The 18,794-nt window shown below is 45.9% G+C and carries 16 protein-coding genes; 11 read left to right on the top strand and 5 right to left on the bottom strand.

The genetic code is table 11. The features are described from left to right. Positions 1–48: 48 nt before the first annotated feature. The 4 genes from P2W83_RS08050 to P2W83_RS08065 all read right to left on the bottom strand — a co-directional run bounded on the left by P2W83_RS08050 (position 49) and on the right by P2W83_RS08065 (position 2,975). Positions 49–867, bottom strand: coding sequence for an outer membrane beta-barrel protein (locus P2W83_RS08050; RefSeq protein ID WP_276133201.1), 819 nt, complete (start codon positions 865–867; stop codon positions 49–51). 11 nt (positions 868–878) lie between these two features. Next, positions 879–1,700 (bottom strand): anti-sigma factor, encoded by an 822-nt coding sequence (locus tag P2W83_RS08055; RefSeq protein WP_276133202.1) that lies wholly within the window; start codon positions 1,698–1,700, stop codon positions 879–881. Between the two features lie 24 nt (positions 1,701–1,724). After that, complete coding sequence (locus P2W83_RS08060; RefSeq protein ID WP_276133203.1) at positions 1,725–2,207, bottom strand: RNA polymerase sigma factor; 483 nt, start codon at positions 2,205–2,207, stop codon at positions 1,725–1,727. An 87-nt stretch (positions 2,208–2,294) separates the two neighbouring features. After that, positions 2,295–2,975, bottom strand: a complete 681-nt coding sequence (locus P2W83_RS08065) for a hypothetical protein (RefSeq protein WP_276133204.1) — start codon at positions 2,973–2,975, stop codon at positions 2,295–2,297. A 40-nt stretch (positions 2,976–3,015) separates the two neighbouring features. Here P2W83_RS08065 and P2W83_RS08070 point away from each other — a divergent pair, with 40 nt between their 5' ends. After that, positions 3,016–4,782: a pseudouridine synthase gene (locus tag P2W83_RS08070; protein ID WP_276133205.1), complete on the top strand. Its 1,767-nt coding sequence runs from the start codon at positions 3,016–3,018 to the stop codon at positions 4,780–4,782. Positions 4,783–4,788: 6 nt separating this feature from the next. Further along, complete coding sequence (locus P2W83_RS08075; RefSeq protein ID WP_276133206.1) at positions 4,789–5,952, top strand: amidohydrolase family protein; 1,164 nt, start codon at positions 4,789–4,791, stop codon at positions 5,950–5,952. Between the two features lie 52 nt (positions 5,953–6,004). Here the strand turns inward: P2W83_RS08075 and P2W83_RS08080 are convergent, their stop codons facing one another. Further along, positions 6,005–6,847 carry a hypothetical protein gene (locus P2W83_RS08080; RefSeq protein WP_276133207.1) on the bottom strand — a complete coding sequence of 281 codons (843 nt, stop codon included), beginning with the start codon at positions 6,845–6,847 and terminating at the stop codon, positions 6,005–6,007. Between the two features lie 141 nt (positions 6,848–6,988). Here P2W83_RS08080 and P2W83_RS08085 point away from each other — a divergent pair, with 141 nt between their 5' ends. The 9 genes from P2W83_RS08085 (at position 6,989) to P2W83_RS08125 (ending at position 18,635) form a co-directional block, all read left to right on the top strand. Then, positions 6,989–8,203, top strand: a complete 1,215-nt coding sequence (locus P2W83_RS08085) for a DegT/DnrJ/EryC1/StrS family aminotransferase (RefSeq protein WP_276133208.1) — start codon at positions 6,989–6,991, stop codon at positions 8,201–8,203. 42 nt (positions 8,204–8,245) lie between these two features. Next, positions 8,246–9,115: a DUF58 domain-containing protein gene (locus tag P2W83_RS08090; protein ID WP_276133209.1), complete on the top strand. Its 870-nt coding sequence runs from the start codon at positions 8,246–8,248 to the stop codon at positions 9,113–9,115. Between the two features lie 7 nt (positions 9,116–9,122). Continuing rightward, positions 9,123–10,073 (top strand): hypothetical protein, encoded by a 951-nt coding sequence (locus tag P2W83_RS08095; protein ID WP_276133210.1) that lies wholly within the window; start codon positions 9,123–9,125, stop codon positions 10,071–10,073. Further along, positions 10,070–11,080 carry a vWA domain-containing protein gene (locus P2W83_RS08100; RefSeq protein ID WP_276133211.1) on the top strand — a complete coding sequence of 337 codons (1,011 nt, stop codon included), beginning with the start codon at positions 10,070–10,072 and terminating at the stop codon, positions 11,078–11,080. Before P2W83_RS08095 ends, P2W83_RS08100 begins: the two co-directional genes overlap by 4 nt. 494 nt (positions 11,081–11,574) lie before the next feature. Then, complete coding sequence (locus P2W83_RS08105) at positions 11,575–14,328, top strand: T9SS type A sorting domain-containing protein (protein ID WP_276133212.1); 2,754 nt, start codon at positions 11,575–11,577, stop codon at positions 14,326–14,328. Between the two features lie 6 nt (positions 14,329–14,334). Further along, entirely contained in the window at positions 14,335–14,532 is a 198-nt protein-coding gene (locus P2W83_RS08110; protein ID WP_276133213.1) for a PID-CTERM protein-sorting domain-containing protein, read from the top strand. Positions 14,533–14,570: 38 nt separating this feature from the next. Further along, positions 14,571–15,128, top strand: coding sequence for an exosortase/archaeosortase family protein (locus tag P2W83_RS08115; RefSeq protein ID WP_276133214.1), 558 nt, complete (start codon positions 14,571–14,573; stop codon positions 15,126–15,128). 533 nt (positions 15,129–15,661) lie between these two features. Further along, positions 15,662–18,409, top strand: a complete 2,748-nt coding sequence (locus P2W83_RS08120) for a T9SS type A sorting domain-containing protein (protein ID WP_276133215.1) — start codon at positions 15,662–15,664, stop codon at positions 18,407–18,409. Between the two features lie 10 nt (positions 18,410–18,419). After that, positions 18,420–18,635: a PID-CTERM protein-sorting domain-containing protein gene (locus P2W83_RS08125; protein ID WP_276133216.1), complete on the top strand. Its 216-nt coding sequence runs from the start codon at positions 18,420–18,422 to the stop codon at positions 18,633–18,635. Positions 18,636–18,794: the final 159 nt, after the last annotated feature.

Raw genomic sequence — 18,794 nt, forward strand, 5'->3', positions numbered from 1 at the left:
AAAGCGAAGTACATGCTTCGCTTTTTTTATGTTCTGTATATCAACGCATTACATACCGCCTATCCGGAACCCTATGCAATATGGGTTTTGCACAAGCGCATTTTCGTGCATAGGAGTAAGCTGGTAGCTGGCATAAAGCCTGAAATAATTGTCTAAACCGATTTCGGCTGTCAGACAGCTATTGAAATCACTAAAGTTGAATTTGTCGTGATTTTTTACTTTGCCTTCTTCGCCCGACACATGCTTTGTCCAGCTGGCTATACGGTAACCACCGGTAATGCCAACGCCGTATACCAACCAGGCCTTTTCCGCCAGTTTTGTTTTGAAAGTAGCCATCAATGGCACGCTCAGGTAGGTGAACGCTAGCTTGTTTTTGGTAAAAGGAACTGGCGACATGGTAATAGATGGAGTGCTGTCTACATAAACAATATCCTTGCTGAACCTGAAATTATACATCTGCAAACCCACGCCGGTAGAGAGGTATATCTTTTGTTTCTCAGTTTTTGACAGTCGGAATTTTGCAAGGATCGGATACACGTTTACGTTGATCGATTTGGCATTGTCGAGGGTAAACAGGTTCTCATTTTTCTGTGTGGCGTCTACACGCAAGAAATTTTTTGCTTCCTGGGAGTTATAGTCCGTTTGGTCGCGCAGGGCGTTTATGCCAAGCTCTACCATGCCCACCTCTATTTCAAATGGCTTTTCTTCTTTTTTGGCTTCCAGGTCGGCGCTATCGTTACCGATTTTTATGGCATTAGGGCTTATCGAAATGTATTTTACTTTTTTCCCCTTTCCCTTTTCCTGGGCAAATGAAGGGATAGAAATAACCGCTAATCCCAATGCTGCTATGACTTGTATCGGTTTCATAAATATCATTTTTAGAGTCTTACTGTAAGTTCTTTGTTTCCGAAACGGAACTGAATGTCCGTGTCTTTTATTCGTGATGTAATATTTTTTACTTTTTCTACTTTCTCGTTTACTGCTTGTCTAATGTCAGAAAATCCCTCAAATTTTTCCTGAACTGGCGCAAACGCTATCAACGATTGTTTTTGTTTGTTTTCAATTTTCGGAGCCGACAAGTTTGAGTTTTCAATTTCAGGTACCTGTACATATTCTTCGATCTTCTTCTCTGGTATAGGATCAACCTGGGTTGTTGGTTCTTGTTTCTGAGGCGCTACGGCAATATTTCCTTTTTCAATTACCTGTGCAGGCTCTACTATGTCGTTCTGTATGGTAACGGTATTTTTCTTTTTTATTCGTGCTATGATTTTTGACCGTTGCAACTGTTTGTTTTCAATAGCGACAGGGCTGTTAGGTGTTGAATGGAGCTCTTCTCCCGTTGTGGTTTTTGTATCAATTTTTGTTGGCTCTGTAGTGTGGGCTATAGTGTTAACAGGGTCATCATTACTCGGCTTTCTGAACAGTAAGATGGCAAGGGACAGGCATGCTGCTATTGCACCATAGGTCCACCAACTGCCCAGGCTTATTGTACGCTTGCCGGGCCCGGGCAGTGTTTTCATCAGGTCTTCTTTGCCCTCGTACACAATACTGGTATCCGGCTCCAGTTTCAATGCAGAAAAAAGTTCCATTTCATTTTTCAGTTCCGGGTGCTGATCCATGAATGCCTGCAAGGCTTTTTGTTCGGCTTCAGTCAGCTCACCATCTGCTTCCAGCAGCATATACTCTTCATAATTCCCCATGTTCACCATAGCTTTCCTGTTTTTTTATATTACGTGTTCAACACTTACTAAATATTCCTTCAAAGTTTTGCGCGCGCGGTGCAGGTACACTTTAACCTGTGTTACGGACAGGCCTGTTATTTGTCCTATTTCTTCGTAACTGTAGCCTTCGTAATCTTTCAGTAATACCAATGCTTTTTGCTGGTCATCCAGTCTGTTCAATGCCCTATCCAATACCCTTTTCAGGTCGGAATGTCCCGGTTTATGCACCTCTTCAGATTCCGGCTGTTCTTTATAAGTAACCCTGCTTTGTTTTCGGTAGTTATCCACGGCCTGCCGGTAAGCTACCTGGAAAAGAAAGGCCTTAGCTTTTTCGGCAGGGACGTCTCCCCGTTTTTGCCATAGTACCTCGAAGCTGCCTTGAACCACATCGCGTGCGTCCTCTGGGTTGCCCGTGCACTTGTAGGCAAACCTGAAGAGGGCATCGGCCCACTGCTTTACGCTCGCGTTGTATTCAATTAGCTCCATTCACTAGTATATCGGTACTGCACGCAAAAGGTTACAGAAACAATAAAATTTCTTTGTGAGCACTAAAATAGCAGTAAAATAGCGGCTTTAATAGCTGAAACGAACCATGAGACCGACTCCGGCAAATCCGTACTGTGGCCAGGTTGTGTCGCTTTTCTGGTCAAAAGGTTTGAAAACCTGGAATTTTCCAGTCAACCCAGTGTACCAATGCCTGCGCACCCTAAACAGGAAGCCAAATTCCGTTGATGCACCCCAGCTCAAGGTTTTTTGAGCCGAAAGGTGTTGTGAATGTCCGGCATTATAGCACGGCAAAAAATCTAATGTTGTAATGATCTGAGCCCGGTCGTCGCCCATAAGAAAGCTTAGCCCGATGGGGACATAAAGAATATTGGCAAAGCGGATACTATCCACCAGGGAATCCGCCGTGGCTAGGAGTCGACTGTTGAGCCGGGTAAATCCCAATCCCGTATTCAAATGCCAGTAACTGCCGATCTGGTACACGCCTTTGACTGCTGCTGAGTAACCTATACCAGCGCGATCCCCTTTCTCCACCCGAGAGCTTCCTGTCACAAAATCTATCTGCGGCGATACTTGGTATTTTTGCGGTGATACGATCAGTTTGCTTTGTTCAGGTGTGAGATAGGTGACAGTATTTCCAAAGGCATCGGTTTTGTATTGGCTATGTGCAGGCAGCGCAAAGCAGGCGAAAAAGCCCGACAACAGGTAAGGTATACAGTAAACGATAATATTATTAAGTGCTTTCTGCATATGAAACTCCTTACCTTTGCCGACTACACAGTTTTTTAGAATGAGAAAAAAGCCATCTTCCGAAGGAAGGAAATCAGATCAGGGAAAATCGTATAAAAAAAATGCCAGCGACAAGCGTGGCAGTGATGAAAGAAAGTCATTCAGGAAGGAAGGTGGCAGTGACAGGTCGTTCGGCAAACGTTCTTTTGATGACCGCGAAAGTTCAGGCGATCGTAAAGGACCGAAGCGTCCATACTCAGGTAGAGATAGTTTTTCAGGCGGCGACGATAAGAAAAAGCCGTATTCGGGCCGTAGTACTGATAAAACCACTGACAGATCTGAAAGGCCACGTCGCTTTGAAGAAGATAAACCCAAACGCAGTTTTTCAGATAAGGGCAAAACCCGCGATTTCGGCAAGAGCGAACGCCCTCGCCGCTTTGAAGAAGATAAACCCAAGCGCGGCTTTTCAGACAAGGGTAAAGCCCATGATTTCGACAAAAACGAGCGCCCACGTCGCTTTGAAGAAGACAAACCCAAGCGCAGCTTTTCAGATAAAGGCAAGACCCGCGATTTCGACAAGAGCGAACGCCCGCGTCGCTTTGAAGAAGACAAACCCAAGCGCAGTTTTTCCGATAAAGGCAAGACCCGCGATTTCGACAAAAACGAGCGCCCACGTCGCTTTGAAGAAGACAAACCCAAGCGCAGTTTTTCCGATAAAGGTAAGGCCCGCGACTTCGACAAGAGTGAACGCCCACGTCGCTTTGAAGAAGACAAACCTAAACGCAGCTTTTCCGACAAAGGTAAAACCCGCGATTTCGATAAGAAGAACAGCCGTAGAGACGACAGGGAAGAGAAACCTGTACGTGGTTTCGAGGAAACACTGAAGAAAGCGTTTATTGATCCAGATCGCCAAAAGAGGTTGGAAGAACAGAAACCGAAAGGGCCGGCTATAAATAAGAAGATAAAAGAACTGGATGAGGATAAGCCGGCAAAAGAAGAGAAGTTTGAACGTAAAGTAAGCGGTCCTTTCCGCAAGAAGTTCAAAGAAGACGCTGAAAAATTTGACCGTGAAGAGCGTCAATATAAAAACATGCGCTACGACGAGAACGAGCCGGCGAAAGAGATGACGCTGAATAAATACATTGCTCACAGCAGTACCTCGAGCCGCCGCGATGCCGCAGAGATGGTAAAACAAGGCAAGGTGAAAGTGAACGGTGAGTTGATGTTGGATCCTAGCTACAGGGTACAGCCGCACGATAAGGTCACCATCGCCGGTAAAAAACTCACACCTCAGAAAAACCGTACGTACGTATTGTTGAATAAACCTAAAGGGTTCATCACCACTACTGAAGACCCTGAAGGACGTAAAACGGTGATGGAACTGGTAGAAGGAGCAAGCGAAGGCCGCTTATACCCAGTCGGCAGGCTCGACCGTAATACAACAGGTCTGTTGCTGTTGACAGACGATGGCGACCTGGCACAAAAACTATCGCATCCTAGTTACGAAACCAAGAAAGTGTACCAGGTATCGCTTGATAAGGCACTTACCAAAGCAGACTTTGAAAAGATAGTTGCTGGTTTAGAATTGGAAGATGGTCCAGTACATGTAGATGAGCTGGCTTACCTCGAAGATAAAAGCGAGATTGGCATCGAGATACATAGCGGACGTAACCGCATTGTACGTCGAATATTCGAATCGCTGGGCTACGAAGTAGAGAAACTTGACCGTGTGATGTATGCCGGACTTACTAAGAAAAATCTTCCTCGCGGTACATGGCGTTTACTTACTGACAAAGAAATCATTTTGCTGAAACACTTCAAAAGCTAACAGCCCTTGTTACTGACAGCAGATAAGATACACGACGGCCACAGGTGGCTGCCTGCAGGAACTGTTGTTGAGGTGGATGATGCCGGAAATATTGTTGCGCTTCATGCTCATGGTAAGCAGGAAGCGCAATTTTTTGATGGAGTGTTGTGTCCGGGCTTTGTCAATACGCATTGCCACCTCGAGTTGTCGCACCTGAAAGGCAAGATACCCGAGCGCACTGGACTTGTTTCGTTTCTGCAACAGGTTATGGCTCTGCGTCCGCAGTTCGATCACCCTGAGCAACGAGTTGAAGCGCGCCGAAAAGAATTCCATACAATGTATGAGAATGGTATTGTAGCGGTGGGCGATATCAGCAATACCAACGATACACTTGACATACGTGGTGAGGGCAAGGTACACTTCCACACCTTTGTAGAATCCATAGGTTTTACTGAGACCCCGCAAAAACAATTTGCTGGCAGCACGGAAGTGCACAGCAACTTCACTACACAGGCAAGCGAAAAAGTGCGGTTGGTTCAATCTATTGTTCCGCATGCGCCTTATACGGTTTCGCACGTCCTCTTTCGTATGATCGATAAACACGACACTGGTTCGTTGATCTCCATTCACAACCAAGAAAGCCCTGCTGAGGATGATTATTATTTCATGAAGAAGGGCGGAATGCAAACGCTGCTACATGGCGTTGGTATTAATGATGATTTCTTCGTGCCTTCAGGCAAATCGTCATTGCAAACCTATCTTGAGTGGATGTCTCCCACTCATCCGTTCCTTTTTGTGCATAACACTTACACTAAACGCAACGATGTGGAGGTGGCCAAGACTTTGCTGCCGGAACTTTCGTGGTGCCTTTGCCCCGGCGCTAATTTATATATCGAGGACGCGCTACCTGATATAGGTATGTTTATACAGGAAGGTGTGAAGATCTGTATTGGTACGGATAGCCTGGCATCCAACCACCAGCTTTGTATACTTACAGAGCTGTCCACTATCAAACAACATTATCCTAATATTGAGTGGGCACAATTGCTGCGCTGGGGAACATATAACGGTGCCCACGCTTTGCAGATGGATGATCTCGTTGGCACCATTGCGCCGGGCATGCAGCCTGGTATCCTGCAACTGCAGGGCCTCGATTCTGATCAAAAACCGACCGTCAAACGTATTATATAAAAATAAAAAAGCCCGAGATCAATCACGGGCTTTTTTATTTATGTGATTGCTATTATTTAGTCATTGGCTCATCCTGCGACAGGTTGAACTCGCGTGTCACTTCTGTTTCTGGTCCTTCTACCCGGTTACCATTTTGGTCGACCAAGGTCAGTGTTATGCTGTTCTTACCCATCGGCAAGTGTTGCAGGAAACGTGGTTTCCATTCAGTCACCATAAATGTTGTATCCAGCCCGTTGCCAGTGACATGAGCTTTCACCTGGTGGCCGGTTGGGCTCAGCGTAGTATTCAACACGTAAAAATCGAATAGCACATTTTCTACATCCTTGCCGAGGTAGTCGCCTTTGGGACGGCTATAGAATACCATCGGGGTTTTGAGCGTAGGCGATTTCTGCAGTTTGCCATCAGCGTCCACTTTGAAAGAATACAGCTTAGATGCGCCTTTGCTTTTTACAGACTCATGGTATGAGCGCGACAGGAATACAAGCACGTTATGCTCGCTGTTCTTAGCTACTACTGTCTCGTGTTTAGCCTCATACAGGGCAACATACGGCTTATTGTCTAAAATGAAATGTATGTGCTGACCCTTATCTGAGTTGTTGCACAGCTTGCCGCCGGCATCAGATGTTTGAGCTTTCAGTTCATAGTTCTTCACATTGAAATTGAAGGTCAGCTTTACCGAATCGGCGCCTTGTGGAGTAGCAGCCACATTGCCAATTGTCAGCGAAGCGCCCGGATATTCAGGCGAAGGACTCACATCACTTAAGGTAATTGAGTGCTGCTCAGGAACCTCCATAACGGTAGTCGTGTCAACAGGTGACTCTACAGTTGAATCTGTGTTGCCGCACGAGGCGAACAATAAAGCGCTGCCAAGGGCAACGGGCAATAAATTCTTCATAGTCATTCCAGATAAAATTTGTTCAAATCTAAGCGGTTTGATTAATAAACATCACATTATGATTTTCAGAAAATTTTAAGTTTTTGACTCTGGCGTACAAACGGCAGAACTGATTACATTTGTTCTTTAAAATTAAAGGAAATGCCCGGCTTTGAACTATTTGGCGCAGAAGAGCGCAAGGAGGTAAACGACGTACTGGAAACTGGTATATTGATGCGCTATGGATTTGATGCCCAGCGCAATGGGATATGGAAGGCAAAAGAGCTGGAGCAGGAGATCACTAAAACCTTTGGCTGTGAGCATGCGCAAGTGGTGAGTAGCGGTACCGCAGCCCTGACGCTGGCAATGGCCGCACTCGGACTGGGGGCAGGTGATGAGATCATCATGCCGACATTCACTTTTGTGGCCAGTTTTGAAGCAGTTGTTTCAGTAGGTGCAATACCTGTGTTGGTTGATATAGACGAAACGCTGACGCTGAATCCTAAAGCAGTTGAAGAAGCCATTACACCACGCACTAAAGCTGTAATGCCGGTACATATGTGCGGCAGCATGGCCCAGCTCGATGAGCTGAAGGCAATTTGCGACAAGCATAATCTTATTTTGTTGGAAGATGCCTGCCAGGCGATAGGTGCGACATATAAAGGAAAGGCTGTAGGTACTATCGGCGCTGCCGGTACATTCTCCTTCGATTTTGTAAAGATCATGACCTGTGCTGAAGGCGGTGCTGTGCTCACCAGCAGTCACGAATTATACCAGAAAGTCGATCAGTTCAGCGACCACGGTCACGACCACCTGGGCAAAGACCGCGGTGCAGATTTGCACCCTTATCTTGGGTACAACTTCCGTATATCAGAACTGCATGCGGCTGTGGGCCTGGCGCAGATCAGGAAGCTGAACACCTTCGTTGAGATACAGAAGAAGAACAACCGTATTATATACGACGCACTGAAAGACGTACCGGGCATCACTTTTAGGGTTATACCTGACCCCGCTGGCGATACCGGTTCTTTCCTCTCATTCTTCCTGCCTACAGAAGATATGGCCCGTACAGCCGCTGCAGAACTGGCTGCTGCTGGCATAGGTGGCAACTTCTATTGGTTCGACAACAACTGGCACTACCTGCGCAAATGGCAGCACCTGCAGAATGGAGCTTTTATGAACCGCCTGCCGGAAGAGCAAAGGAAGCAGGTAATGCACTATGCTAATATGGCTTACCCCGCTAGCGACGCTATCATGAGCCGCTGTATCTCTTCGTCGGTCAGTTTGCTGTGGACAGAAGAGCAGGCAAAAGAGCGTGGAGAGAAGATCGCCGGCATCCTTAGAAACGTGATCGAAAAAAGTGTGGTGAACATTTAAGAGCATTTTTGCATTTTGACTGTTACATTGCGTTCCTGATTCATGTTGACCACTGCTGAAATACTCAAAAAGGTTAGACGGATTGAGATAAAGACGAAAGGGCTGAGCAACCACATCTTTGCCGGCGAGTACCACTCTGCCTTCAAAGGTCGTGGTATGTCGTTTAGCGAGGTGCGCGAGTATACACCGGGCGATGATGTAAAAGCCATCGACTGGAACGTAACTGCGCGTTTTTCTCATCCTTTCGTAAAAGTATTTGAAGAGGAGCGGGAGCTGACGGTGATGTTGCTCGTAGATATCAGCAGCAGCTCTCTGTTTGGTGTGCATCAACGCTCTAAGAGGGAGCTCATTACCGAGATTTGCGCTGTCATTGCTTTCTCTGCAGCTACTAATAACGACAAGGTAGGCGTCATCTTCTTTAGCGATAAAGTAGAGACGTTCATCCCACCTAAAAAAGGCCGCAGCCATATACTTCGTATCATCCGTGAACTGATAGCACTGGAGCCCGAACAAACTTCAGGTACCAATGTGCAGTTGGCTTTGGATTATCTCAACCACATACAAAAGAAGCGTTCGATAACTTTTGTGTTGAGCGATTTTATTAGTGGGCCGTATGACCAAGGACTACAGCTTGCAGCGCGCAAACATGACCTGGTGGGAATCCAGGTATACGATAAGTATGATCGTGAGTTGCCTTCAGCCGGTTTAGTACAAGTGATGGATGCAGAAACGCGGCAAATGGTCTGGCTCGATACAGATGATAAGAACGTTCGCTACCAATACTCAGGGCAGTTTGAACAGCATAAAAAATATTGCGTGCAGGCGTTTCGTAAAAGTGGCGCAGCATTAATGGACGTGCGTACGGACGAAGACTATGTAAAAGTGCTTCAAGGCTTTTTCAAAGGAAGGTAATTAAGACATGAAGTCATTGGTCAATAAACTCTTTGGAACTTTTTTTGTTGTATTGTCGACAAGCATCGCTGCCTATGCGCAGGGCGATGCCAAAGTAGACGTCAAGATGGACGCTAGCCAGATACTGGTAGGCGACCAGGCACGTTATTTCATAGAGGCGCAGCACAATGCCTCTCAAAGCAAGCTGCAGTGGGCTACGATACCCGATACTTTTAACAACCTGGAGATAGTTGAGAAGGGAAAGATAGATACGATCAAGCAAGGTGACCTTGTTACGTATAAACAACGCTTGCTCATCACAGGTTTTGATTCAGGGATGCACGTGATCCCTTCTTTTGTATTTCCGGTAATCCCCAATAGTGGCACAGCTTATACCATTCAAACTGATTCCTTACCACTATTAGTACAAACGGTAGCTGTAGATACAACCCAACCATTCAAAGGCATTAAGGAGATCATGCCGGTGAAAACGAGCTGGCTGGATTATATATGGTACATCCTTGGAGCATTGCTCTTTTTATTACTGATCACGGTTGTAATTATCTATTTCGTTCGGAATAAGAAGGTAGCTGCGCCGGTAACGACACCTCCACCACCTCAGGAAACGTTACAGGAAAAGGCCCTCCGTATGCTGGCAGAGCTGGAAAGAAAACATCTTTGGCAAGGCAACCAGGTAAAACAGTATTACGTAGAGCTGACAGATATATTGCGCGGCTATATAGAAGCACGGTTTAACACGCCGACTATGGAGTTGACAACCGATGAACTGCTACAGTCTGTCCGTCTAAACCGTGAGCTGAACAAACATGCTGAATTGTTGTCTGCTATTCTGTATACAGCCGACCTGGCCAAGTTTGCCAAAGCACAACCACTGCCTCACGAGCATGCAAACGCAATGGAGTTGGCTATAAAATTTGTAAACGAGACAAAACCTGCCGAAACGCCTAAACAGTCATGAGTGCTCTGTTAGATTGGAAATACATCAACTTTGCGCACCCGTATTTTTTAGGGTTGCTACTACTTATTCCGTTCATGATATGGTGGCAGCTGAGGAAAAAGAAAGGCGATCAGCCCGCTATGCGTTTGACAACATTGTCAGGCATGGCAAAGGCTAAACCTTCAGCGAAAGTGAGGTTACGCCCGGTGTTGTTCATACTGCGCATTATTGCCTTTACGGCTTTGATCGTGGCACTGGCGCGTCCTCAATCTAGCAACGTAACAGAATCAATAGATAGCGAGGGCATAGATATAGTCCTTTCTATTGACGTATCGGGTAGTATGTTGGCCGAAGATCTTCGGCCCAACCGCATAGAAGCTGCAAAAAAGGTAGCTATTGATTTCGTGGATCAACGCCCTACAGACCGTATTGGCCTCGTGGTGTTTGCTGGCGAGAGCTTTACGCAATGTCCTATCACCATCGATCATAACGTGCTCAAGGAGCAGATCAGCAATATAAAAAGCGGCGTACTGGTAGATGGTACTGCCATTGGTATGGGCTTGGCGACCGGTGTTGACAGGTTGAGAAATGCTACGGGTAAAAGTCGCGTGCTCATCCTGCTGACTGATGGTGTGAATAATACCGGGCTGATAGATCCAAGTACAGCCCTGGAGATCGCCAAAGCGTATAAAGTGCGTATATATACTATAGGTGTAGGTACGCAAGGCAACGCAGCCTATCCTGTACAAACGCCCATGGGCATGCAAAAGCAAATGATGCCCGTGCAGATAGATGAGCCATTGATGCGTAAGATAGCCGGCGAGACAGGGGGTAAATACTTCCGTGCTACCAATAATAAATCACTTGCTGCTATTTACACCGAGATCAACCAGCTGGAAAAGACGAGGATAGACATTAGTACCTATAAGCACTATGCAGAGCTTTTCTTTCCATTCGCGCTTATTGCCATTATTTGCCTGGTGCTGGAGCTGGCGTTGAGATACACTTACTTCAGAACCATTACCTAGTTTTTATTTGCTAAAAGTGGATTTTTGTTAACCGGTGGTTATCTGCGGGTTAATAAGATGGTAACGCGGTGTAAATCACTTACTTACCTGAAAAGGCTATATATATTTGACAGAATATTAGTTTCCGTGTCATTCAGATCTGCCTTATTTGTAGCCCTTGTCTTCTGCATTTGCAGCGTAGATCTTTTTTTCTTTTCCGGCGTATCTAGTCGGGCTTACGGAGCTTTTACGTTGTGTTCCCTGGTTTTGCAAAAGAAACAGCAACCTGTCCACAACGCAATTACATATTCCCCGCATACCGGGCATTAAACGTCTTATTATTCAACATTTATCCGTCATTAAAATATAAATAATAATATTATTGATAATAAATAATATTATTTGTAATTATTGGCAGTTAACTGCTGGTTATTGCTGAGTTAATGTGATGCTAATTTGGTGGAAATCATTCTTTTGCGATTTTGGTGTATATACATTTGTCGCAAATAGAATTTATGAGCTATAGATTTACATCAGCCTTAATATTTATTTTTTCGTTGTGTACTGTTGAAATGTTTGCTCAGTGCCCTACGCTAGAGTCTTACAACCAGGGAAACGGTGGCTCTCAAAACTGCGCGGGTGTTAGTGGAACTGCTGTCAATGCGGACTTCTCCGGGACAACCTATGCCACAGTACCTGCAGGAGGAAAAACCGGCAACTTTACCGCTCGTTGGGCCTCGACTCCTACTCCTACCCCAGCAGTAGCAGGTTTTTATGAAAATGCCCTTAAACTTACGCAAGTTGCTGGTCCTTCAACCGTACTTACTACAATTGGGGGAGGGTACGCTGGTTCTTATTGTTTTTACGGATCTGGCAACCTGCCAACTAATACTACCATCAGCGTGATGTATGTGAACCCTTCTACGGGGGCGCTTATGTATACCTGCAACTATACCATTCCTAACGGTAACAACGTGACTGCGTCCAGTGTTGCTGGCCCATCTATTACCAGTCAGCCAGTAAGCAAAGTTGGCTGCATTGGCTATGCAAGCAGTTTTTCCGTTACGGCGTCACCGGGCAATGCAGGTACGCTTAGTTATCAATGGCAGAAAAATGGTACGGATATCTCAGGTGCAACAAGCAGCACTTATACTATCAGCTCCGTATCTGTGTCAGATACGGGCACTAGTATTTACCGGGTTGTTGTAAAGGAAACAAAAGTCAGTACTGTAACGCTTGTGTCAAGCAATGAGGTGTCACTTACTCTCAATAGAGAAGCCACATGGGTAGGCACAACCAACAACTGGGCTACCTCAAGCAACTGGGTTCCTGCCTCATTGCCAGATTCTACTACGCACGTGTATGTTCCTTCTGGTGCCAGCAATATGCCGGCAATTACCAGCGGCACAGCAAAATGTAAATGTTTGACACTGGACGGTAGTTCTGTGATGGTGAATGGCGGAACGTTGGAAATAGCTGGCCGCATTAACCTTGTAAATAGTGGTAACATTACTGCTACTAACGGTACAATAGTATTGAATGGCACTGAGCTTGCTCAGGCAATACCTGCTGCGACATTTTCGTCAAATACTGTAAGCAATCTTACAGTAGCCAATACAAATGGCGTCACCTTAGCTGGTACGGTCAACCTTACAGGCACTTATACGCCTACATCGGGTATATTAACAACTGGTGGTTACCTGACGTTGAAAAGCAACAACACCGCTACTGCCCGCGTTGCAACGGGTAGTGCGTCAAGTGGTTATATTTCGGGGAATGTTACTGTAGAGCGCTACATCCCTGCGCATACTAACCGTGCATGGCGCTTGCTTGCTCCGGCTACATCAGGTACTCAAACTATCAAACAAGCCTGGCAGGAAAATGCCTCTAGTATCAACGACAATCCTAACCCCGGTTACGGTACGATCATAACCTGCAATGGTAACTATAGCACTTCTGCCGGTTTCGACCAGGTAATGCCTTCCAGCTCAATACAGGTATGGAGCGTAGACAGTCAAAGCCTTACCAAAGTGCCTGTTACAAATACCAATATTAAAACGCTGAGCAGCGAACAGGGGTACTTCCTATATATACGTGGCGACCGTACAGTAATGCCTTCTAATTCAATAGCTAGTCCTACTGCAACTATTTTACGTTCAACTGGTACTGTAGCTACTGGTGATCGTTCAGCCGTGTCTGTACCTGCCGGTAAAAAAGTATTGGTCGGCAATCCATATCCTTCTGCGATCGATTTTTCGACCATATCGGGCTCGGACAAGACCAATGTTGGTAACAAGTTCTGGCTGTGGGATCCAATGATGACAGGAAGTTATGGTCTTGGAGCTTATGTGTTATTCGATGCTGCAGCAAGCTGGGCTCCATCGGCGCCGGGTGGTAGTTATCACAGTGCCAATAGCACAATTCCTCTGGGAATGGCCTTTTTTGTTGAAAGTGCAGGTTCTGCAGGCAGCCTCACGCTTCGCGAAGCACACAAAGTGAGCGGCAGCACCAGCAACGGTTTTAAAACTACAGCAAACAGTGAGCAGCTGCATATACAGTTGAGCTACATTAAAGACAGCGCAACAATTATTCCGGCAGATGGTGCATTTGTTGTATTCAATTCTGCTTATGCAGACACCGTGGATGTTGATGATGCACAAAAGCTTGCGAACCTGGGTGAAAATATTGCTATAGGCAGCGGAGCAAACGACCTTGCACTGAATGCAAGATCGAACATCACTGACGATGATACAGTTGCATTGAAGCTCTGGAAGCTGAAGAAGGTTAACTACCGCTTAACAATTAAGCCTAGCTTCCAAACGCTGGGACTTGAAGCCAGGTTGGTAGATAAGTACCTCCAAAAGGATACTGCGCTGGACCTTACAGTACCAACAGTAGTAGACTTCAAGGTGAACAATGATACGCTGTCTTACGCACCTGACAGGTTCTACATCGCGTTCAGAATAGACCACGTAGTCTCGGTTAACGAGCCAAGTTTTATAAATAATGTCACTGTTTACCCTAATCCTACCGATGGTAAGAGCATCAATATCAAAGTAAAGAATGCACCTGCCGGCAATTACAGTGTCAAGCTGATGGATAATTCTGGTCGAATTGTATTCGTCGATGAGTTTGCCCATAATGCTGGGGTTTTGACCAAAAGTTGGCAACCGCGATCTCATCTGCCTTCCGGCACGTACTATATTGCAATTACAAACGACGGACTCCCCGTCTGGACCCAAAAACTTATCATTCACCAGTCAAACTAGCATTTCATGAAAAAGTCAATTCTATTGGCGATGCTGCTCGGCATCTGCACACTTTCTTTCGCTCAAGTCGATCCCGGCGATAACCCAGACATCGAAGTTCCCCTTGACGGCGGCGTTTTAGTAATGGCTGCGGCAGGCGCCGTTTATGCAGTGAAAAAACTCAGGAATTCAAAAGAACTTAAACAAAACGAAAGTAATCTCTAGTGAATAATCGGGGTGTCGGCGGTGTAACATATCGATTTGTGCTGCTGTTTTGTCTTTATTTCGGATTGTTTTACGGCTGCAGCTATTTCGTAATAGGTATTACATCGCCGACTCACCTTTATTCATCGATTATTCATGAGCGTCTCGATTTCATCTCCTCCTTTCGTAGCCTGCTGTTGCACGGCGCATCAGCGCTATTAGACATCCTGGGCATTACAAATCAGATAATTGACCATTCTATAAGCGTCCCTGACAAGATCCGGGTGACTGTGCATACTGCCTGCCTGGGTATCGGTATTTTAAGCTTTTGGTGGGCAATTGTTCTGGCCTATCCTCATAGCCTTAAGCTCAAGTTCAAATTTTTGCTGTCGGGCAGCGTTTTCCTGGTAGGTCTCAATATCCTCCGAATATTCTTCCTCGCGTATATCTACGCCGTGGGCATCGGAACGCGCTACAGTCACATTGATCACCACCTGGTCTTTAATGTAATTGTTTACTTGATCCTGGCAGCAATGGTCATTAAATGGCTGAACGCGTCGCCCGTTAAGCCGGCCCCAAAAGATGAGTCAGTACCAGTGCCGGTGATTCAAAAATAACCCCCTTTGAGCTTTCAGCACCGATCCTAATCATGCTCTGCTGCTACTTTTACCTTTTAACGGAGCAACTGGTCAGTCCTTCATTTTCCAATAAACACGTTCTGGATTCGTTTGAATAACCTCTGCCTTATGTTTATTGCGGAGATGTACTGGCGTTTTTTTGGTTTGCCTCAGCTTAATTCTGATCGTTAAAAAGCTATTGTCCAGTTACAGCTTGATGAGGTGTAAACAATCGATTAAACTATCACTGCTTACCCTCCCGTAAATCCTTTATATGTTATTACGCCGTTAGTGCGTAGTTAAATCATAGCAAACATACAATCTTTTTATGCTGTTTGGCACTAATAATTTTGTTAAAGCAGTTTTTGGTATCTCATCAATTAGTAAAAGAATTATCGATAACTGATTATTCTTGTTATAAACATTTATATGTTATTAGAGCGTTAGAATCCAGTTAAGTGCTTGCAAAGCCGCACCCAATAAGGCTTTCATCGTTTGCAGCGCGCATATTTTTGGTGCAAAAAAATATGTTTATGCGCAGCAAGTATTTTACCCTTTTAACGATGGCCTTGCTCCTGGTGGGGGCGAAGGTCTTAGCCCAATGTCCAACTCTCGAGAAATTTAACCAGGGTAACGGTAATCCCGGTAGTTGTGCAGGTGTGAGCGGTACTCCGATACCGCCAAGCTTTATCGGCACACCTTATGGCGTTGTACCACCGGGCTCCAAAACCGCCGAGCTGAATGCCAGCTGGCCTACTAGCCCGAACCCGTTACCTGCCGTTGGTGGCATTTACTTTAACGCGATGCCAACTGCGCACAAGGCTGGCCCGCCTACCATACCGGTTCTTCAGGGTGGCAAGTACAAGTCTCAGTATTGCTTTTACCATCCAACCGGTGCAGCCATTCCTAGTTTCAAAACGATCACTATTGTGTACATAGATCCTATACCTGATACGGTATTGAGAGTGTGCTCGTACGATCCGGGCGGTAATGAAATACCACCTCCTGTTATCACCAAGCAGCCGGAAGATCAAATAGGATGTCTGGGCTATAAAAGCAGGTTCGTGGTTGCGGCTATAAAAGGTGAACCTACCGATACCGCTGTCCACTACCAGTGGATGAAGGACGGTGTAGACATGCCTGGTAAAACCGACTCCATTTTAGAGATCGTGGTAACTGCTGCAGATACCGGAACAGACCGCTACCAGTGTCGCGTGATAGGTATGCCTAGCTTAGGTGTTGCGCTTACTGTAGAAGTGTCTCTGTTTTTGAACAAACCGCATATATGGACAGGTGCGATTAGTACCAACTGGAATACAGCCGGCAACTGGATACCTGCTACTATTCCCGACTCAACCAAACATGTGTATGTAGGTCCCAAGCTCAACAAACCGTTCATACCACTGGCCGACACCGGTCGTTGTAAATGCCTCACGCTGGATACCGGTTGGGTAAATCTTGATGGTAGGCTGGAGGTAGCCGGACGTATTCAATTGCTTGATTCGACAAGATACATATCAGCTCTTACCACCGGTCACCTGGTATTGAATGGTACCGAGCTTCCGCAAGACATTCCTGACGGTACGTTTTTACAAAACAGGGTCTTTGGCCTTACAGTAGCCAATGCGCTTGATGTGCACAATATCGATACACTGGATATTTATGGATTCATCAACCGTATTTTAGGTGTACTGACAACAGCGGACAAAATAACCTTGAAGAGCGTGCCTACCGGCACTGCCCGCGTTGCCCAGGGACCTGCACTTGGCGGATACATTTCGGGACAAGTGACCGTAGAAAGGTACGTACCTGTAGTACCCGGTGGTTACCGTGCATGGAGGTTCCTGTCTGTAATGACTATCGGAACACAAACGATAAAACAAGCATGGCAGGAAAACGGTAGCGGTATCTTTGATAACCCTTGGCCTGGTTACGGTACGTTCATTACCTGCAGTGCTGCCTCTGGCTTTGGTCCTGCTCAAGGCTATGATTTGGTCATGCCAAAGATGTCGATACAGACATTTGACGAAGGTGCTCAAAGCTTCACAAACACCAATGTTCCTAATACGAATGCAAAACTACTTAGTAGCGAACGCGCATATTTCCTTTACGTGCGTGGCGACCGCACAGTGCTACCTGCTCCTGTTTACGACCAGGGTGGTTCAACTACACTACGGTCAAAAGGTCTGTTGAGGATCGGTGACCAGTTGCCAATCGCTATACCTGCCGGCAATTTTGCAGCATTGGGCAATCCATTTGCAAGCCCTATAGACTTTTTGTCGCTCGACGCGCCTGAGCAGTTGGCTGTTGGTAACAAGTTCTGGTTATGGGATCCAAGACGCAGTGGTAGTTTCGGCGTAGGCCAATGGGTTCTGTTTTCTCTTACAAATGCTTTCCTGCCTCAAGCGGCTGGTGGTAGCTATCCAAACGTGCCCAATACGATCATTCCGTTGGGTATGGGTTTCCTGTTACAAGGTGGTCTTATCGGCAGTAACATTACGGTAAAGGAAGCTGCTAAATTCGCCAGCAATACCAACAATGGTTTTAAAGCTCCTAACAACGATCGTTTCCAAATAGCGCTCGACTATGTGAAAGACGCTACGACCGTTATTCCTGCTGATGGTGCATGTGCTGTATTCGGTAATTATACGAACGATATCAACGCAGATGATGCCGGTAAGATCGCAGGTGCAGGTGAGAATATTGCTATCAGCCACAGCGGCAATGACCTGACGCTTGATGCCCGTCCTGCTATCACAAATGATACGGTTAAACTGAAAATGTGGAACCTGGTGTATACGTATGACTATCGCGTAACTATCAATCCCATAGTAAGCACGCAAGGTATTAAAGCAACGTTTGTCGACAAATATTTGCAAACAACGATGCCTCTTGATATGACGAAACCTACGGTGATCGATTTCAAGATCAATAAGGATACGGCATCATTTGCGATCAATAGGTTCTATATAGCACTGAGTGCGGCCCCTGTTGTAACACATATTGGTGATCCGTCTGCAGCCGAAGTTGAGATATATCCTAACCCGACCGATGCACAAAACATCAATGTCAACATCAAAGCTGCTGACAAAGGTGAATATAGCTTCAAGATCATCGATGGTCAAGGCAGGTTAGTCCATGCAGAGACGTACAAACACGTAGGTGGTTCACTGAACAAGAGTCTGTCAGTACAAGGTCGTCTTGTTCCTAGCAATTATTTCGTTGTCGTATCGAAAGACGGACATGAATTGTCTACGAAAAAATTAATTATTAACAAGTAAACCGACCACTATGAGAAAGATACTGTTACTGATAGCTCTATTTGTGAGCTCAAGCATCATAGCGTTTGCGCAGCCAGACCCGAACGACAACCCGGATATAGAAGTGCCGATAGATGGCGGGGTGCTGTTTATGGCGGCAGCTGGTGCAGCCTATGCAATTAAAAAACTAAAAGCATCAAAAGCCGGACAAACTGAAGACTCGTCCGGTACTGAAGAACTCAAATAAGGGATGAGGGACGATTAACGTGTCTACGTTCGATCCATTTGCTGTGCGCTTGCTACTTTCTGGTTTGTAGCAGGCGCGCAGCCTTTTTATGTTATCACGTAGTTATTGCCGGGTTAACATACAGTAAAGCTGTCTGTTAGCAATATGTTGTTTGGCATA

It is taken from the genome of Polluticoccus soli, from assembly GCF_029269745.1.
Lineage (GTDB): Bacteria > Bacteroidota > Bacteroidia > Chitinophagales > Chitinophagaceae > Polluticoccus > Polluticoccus soli.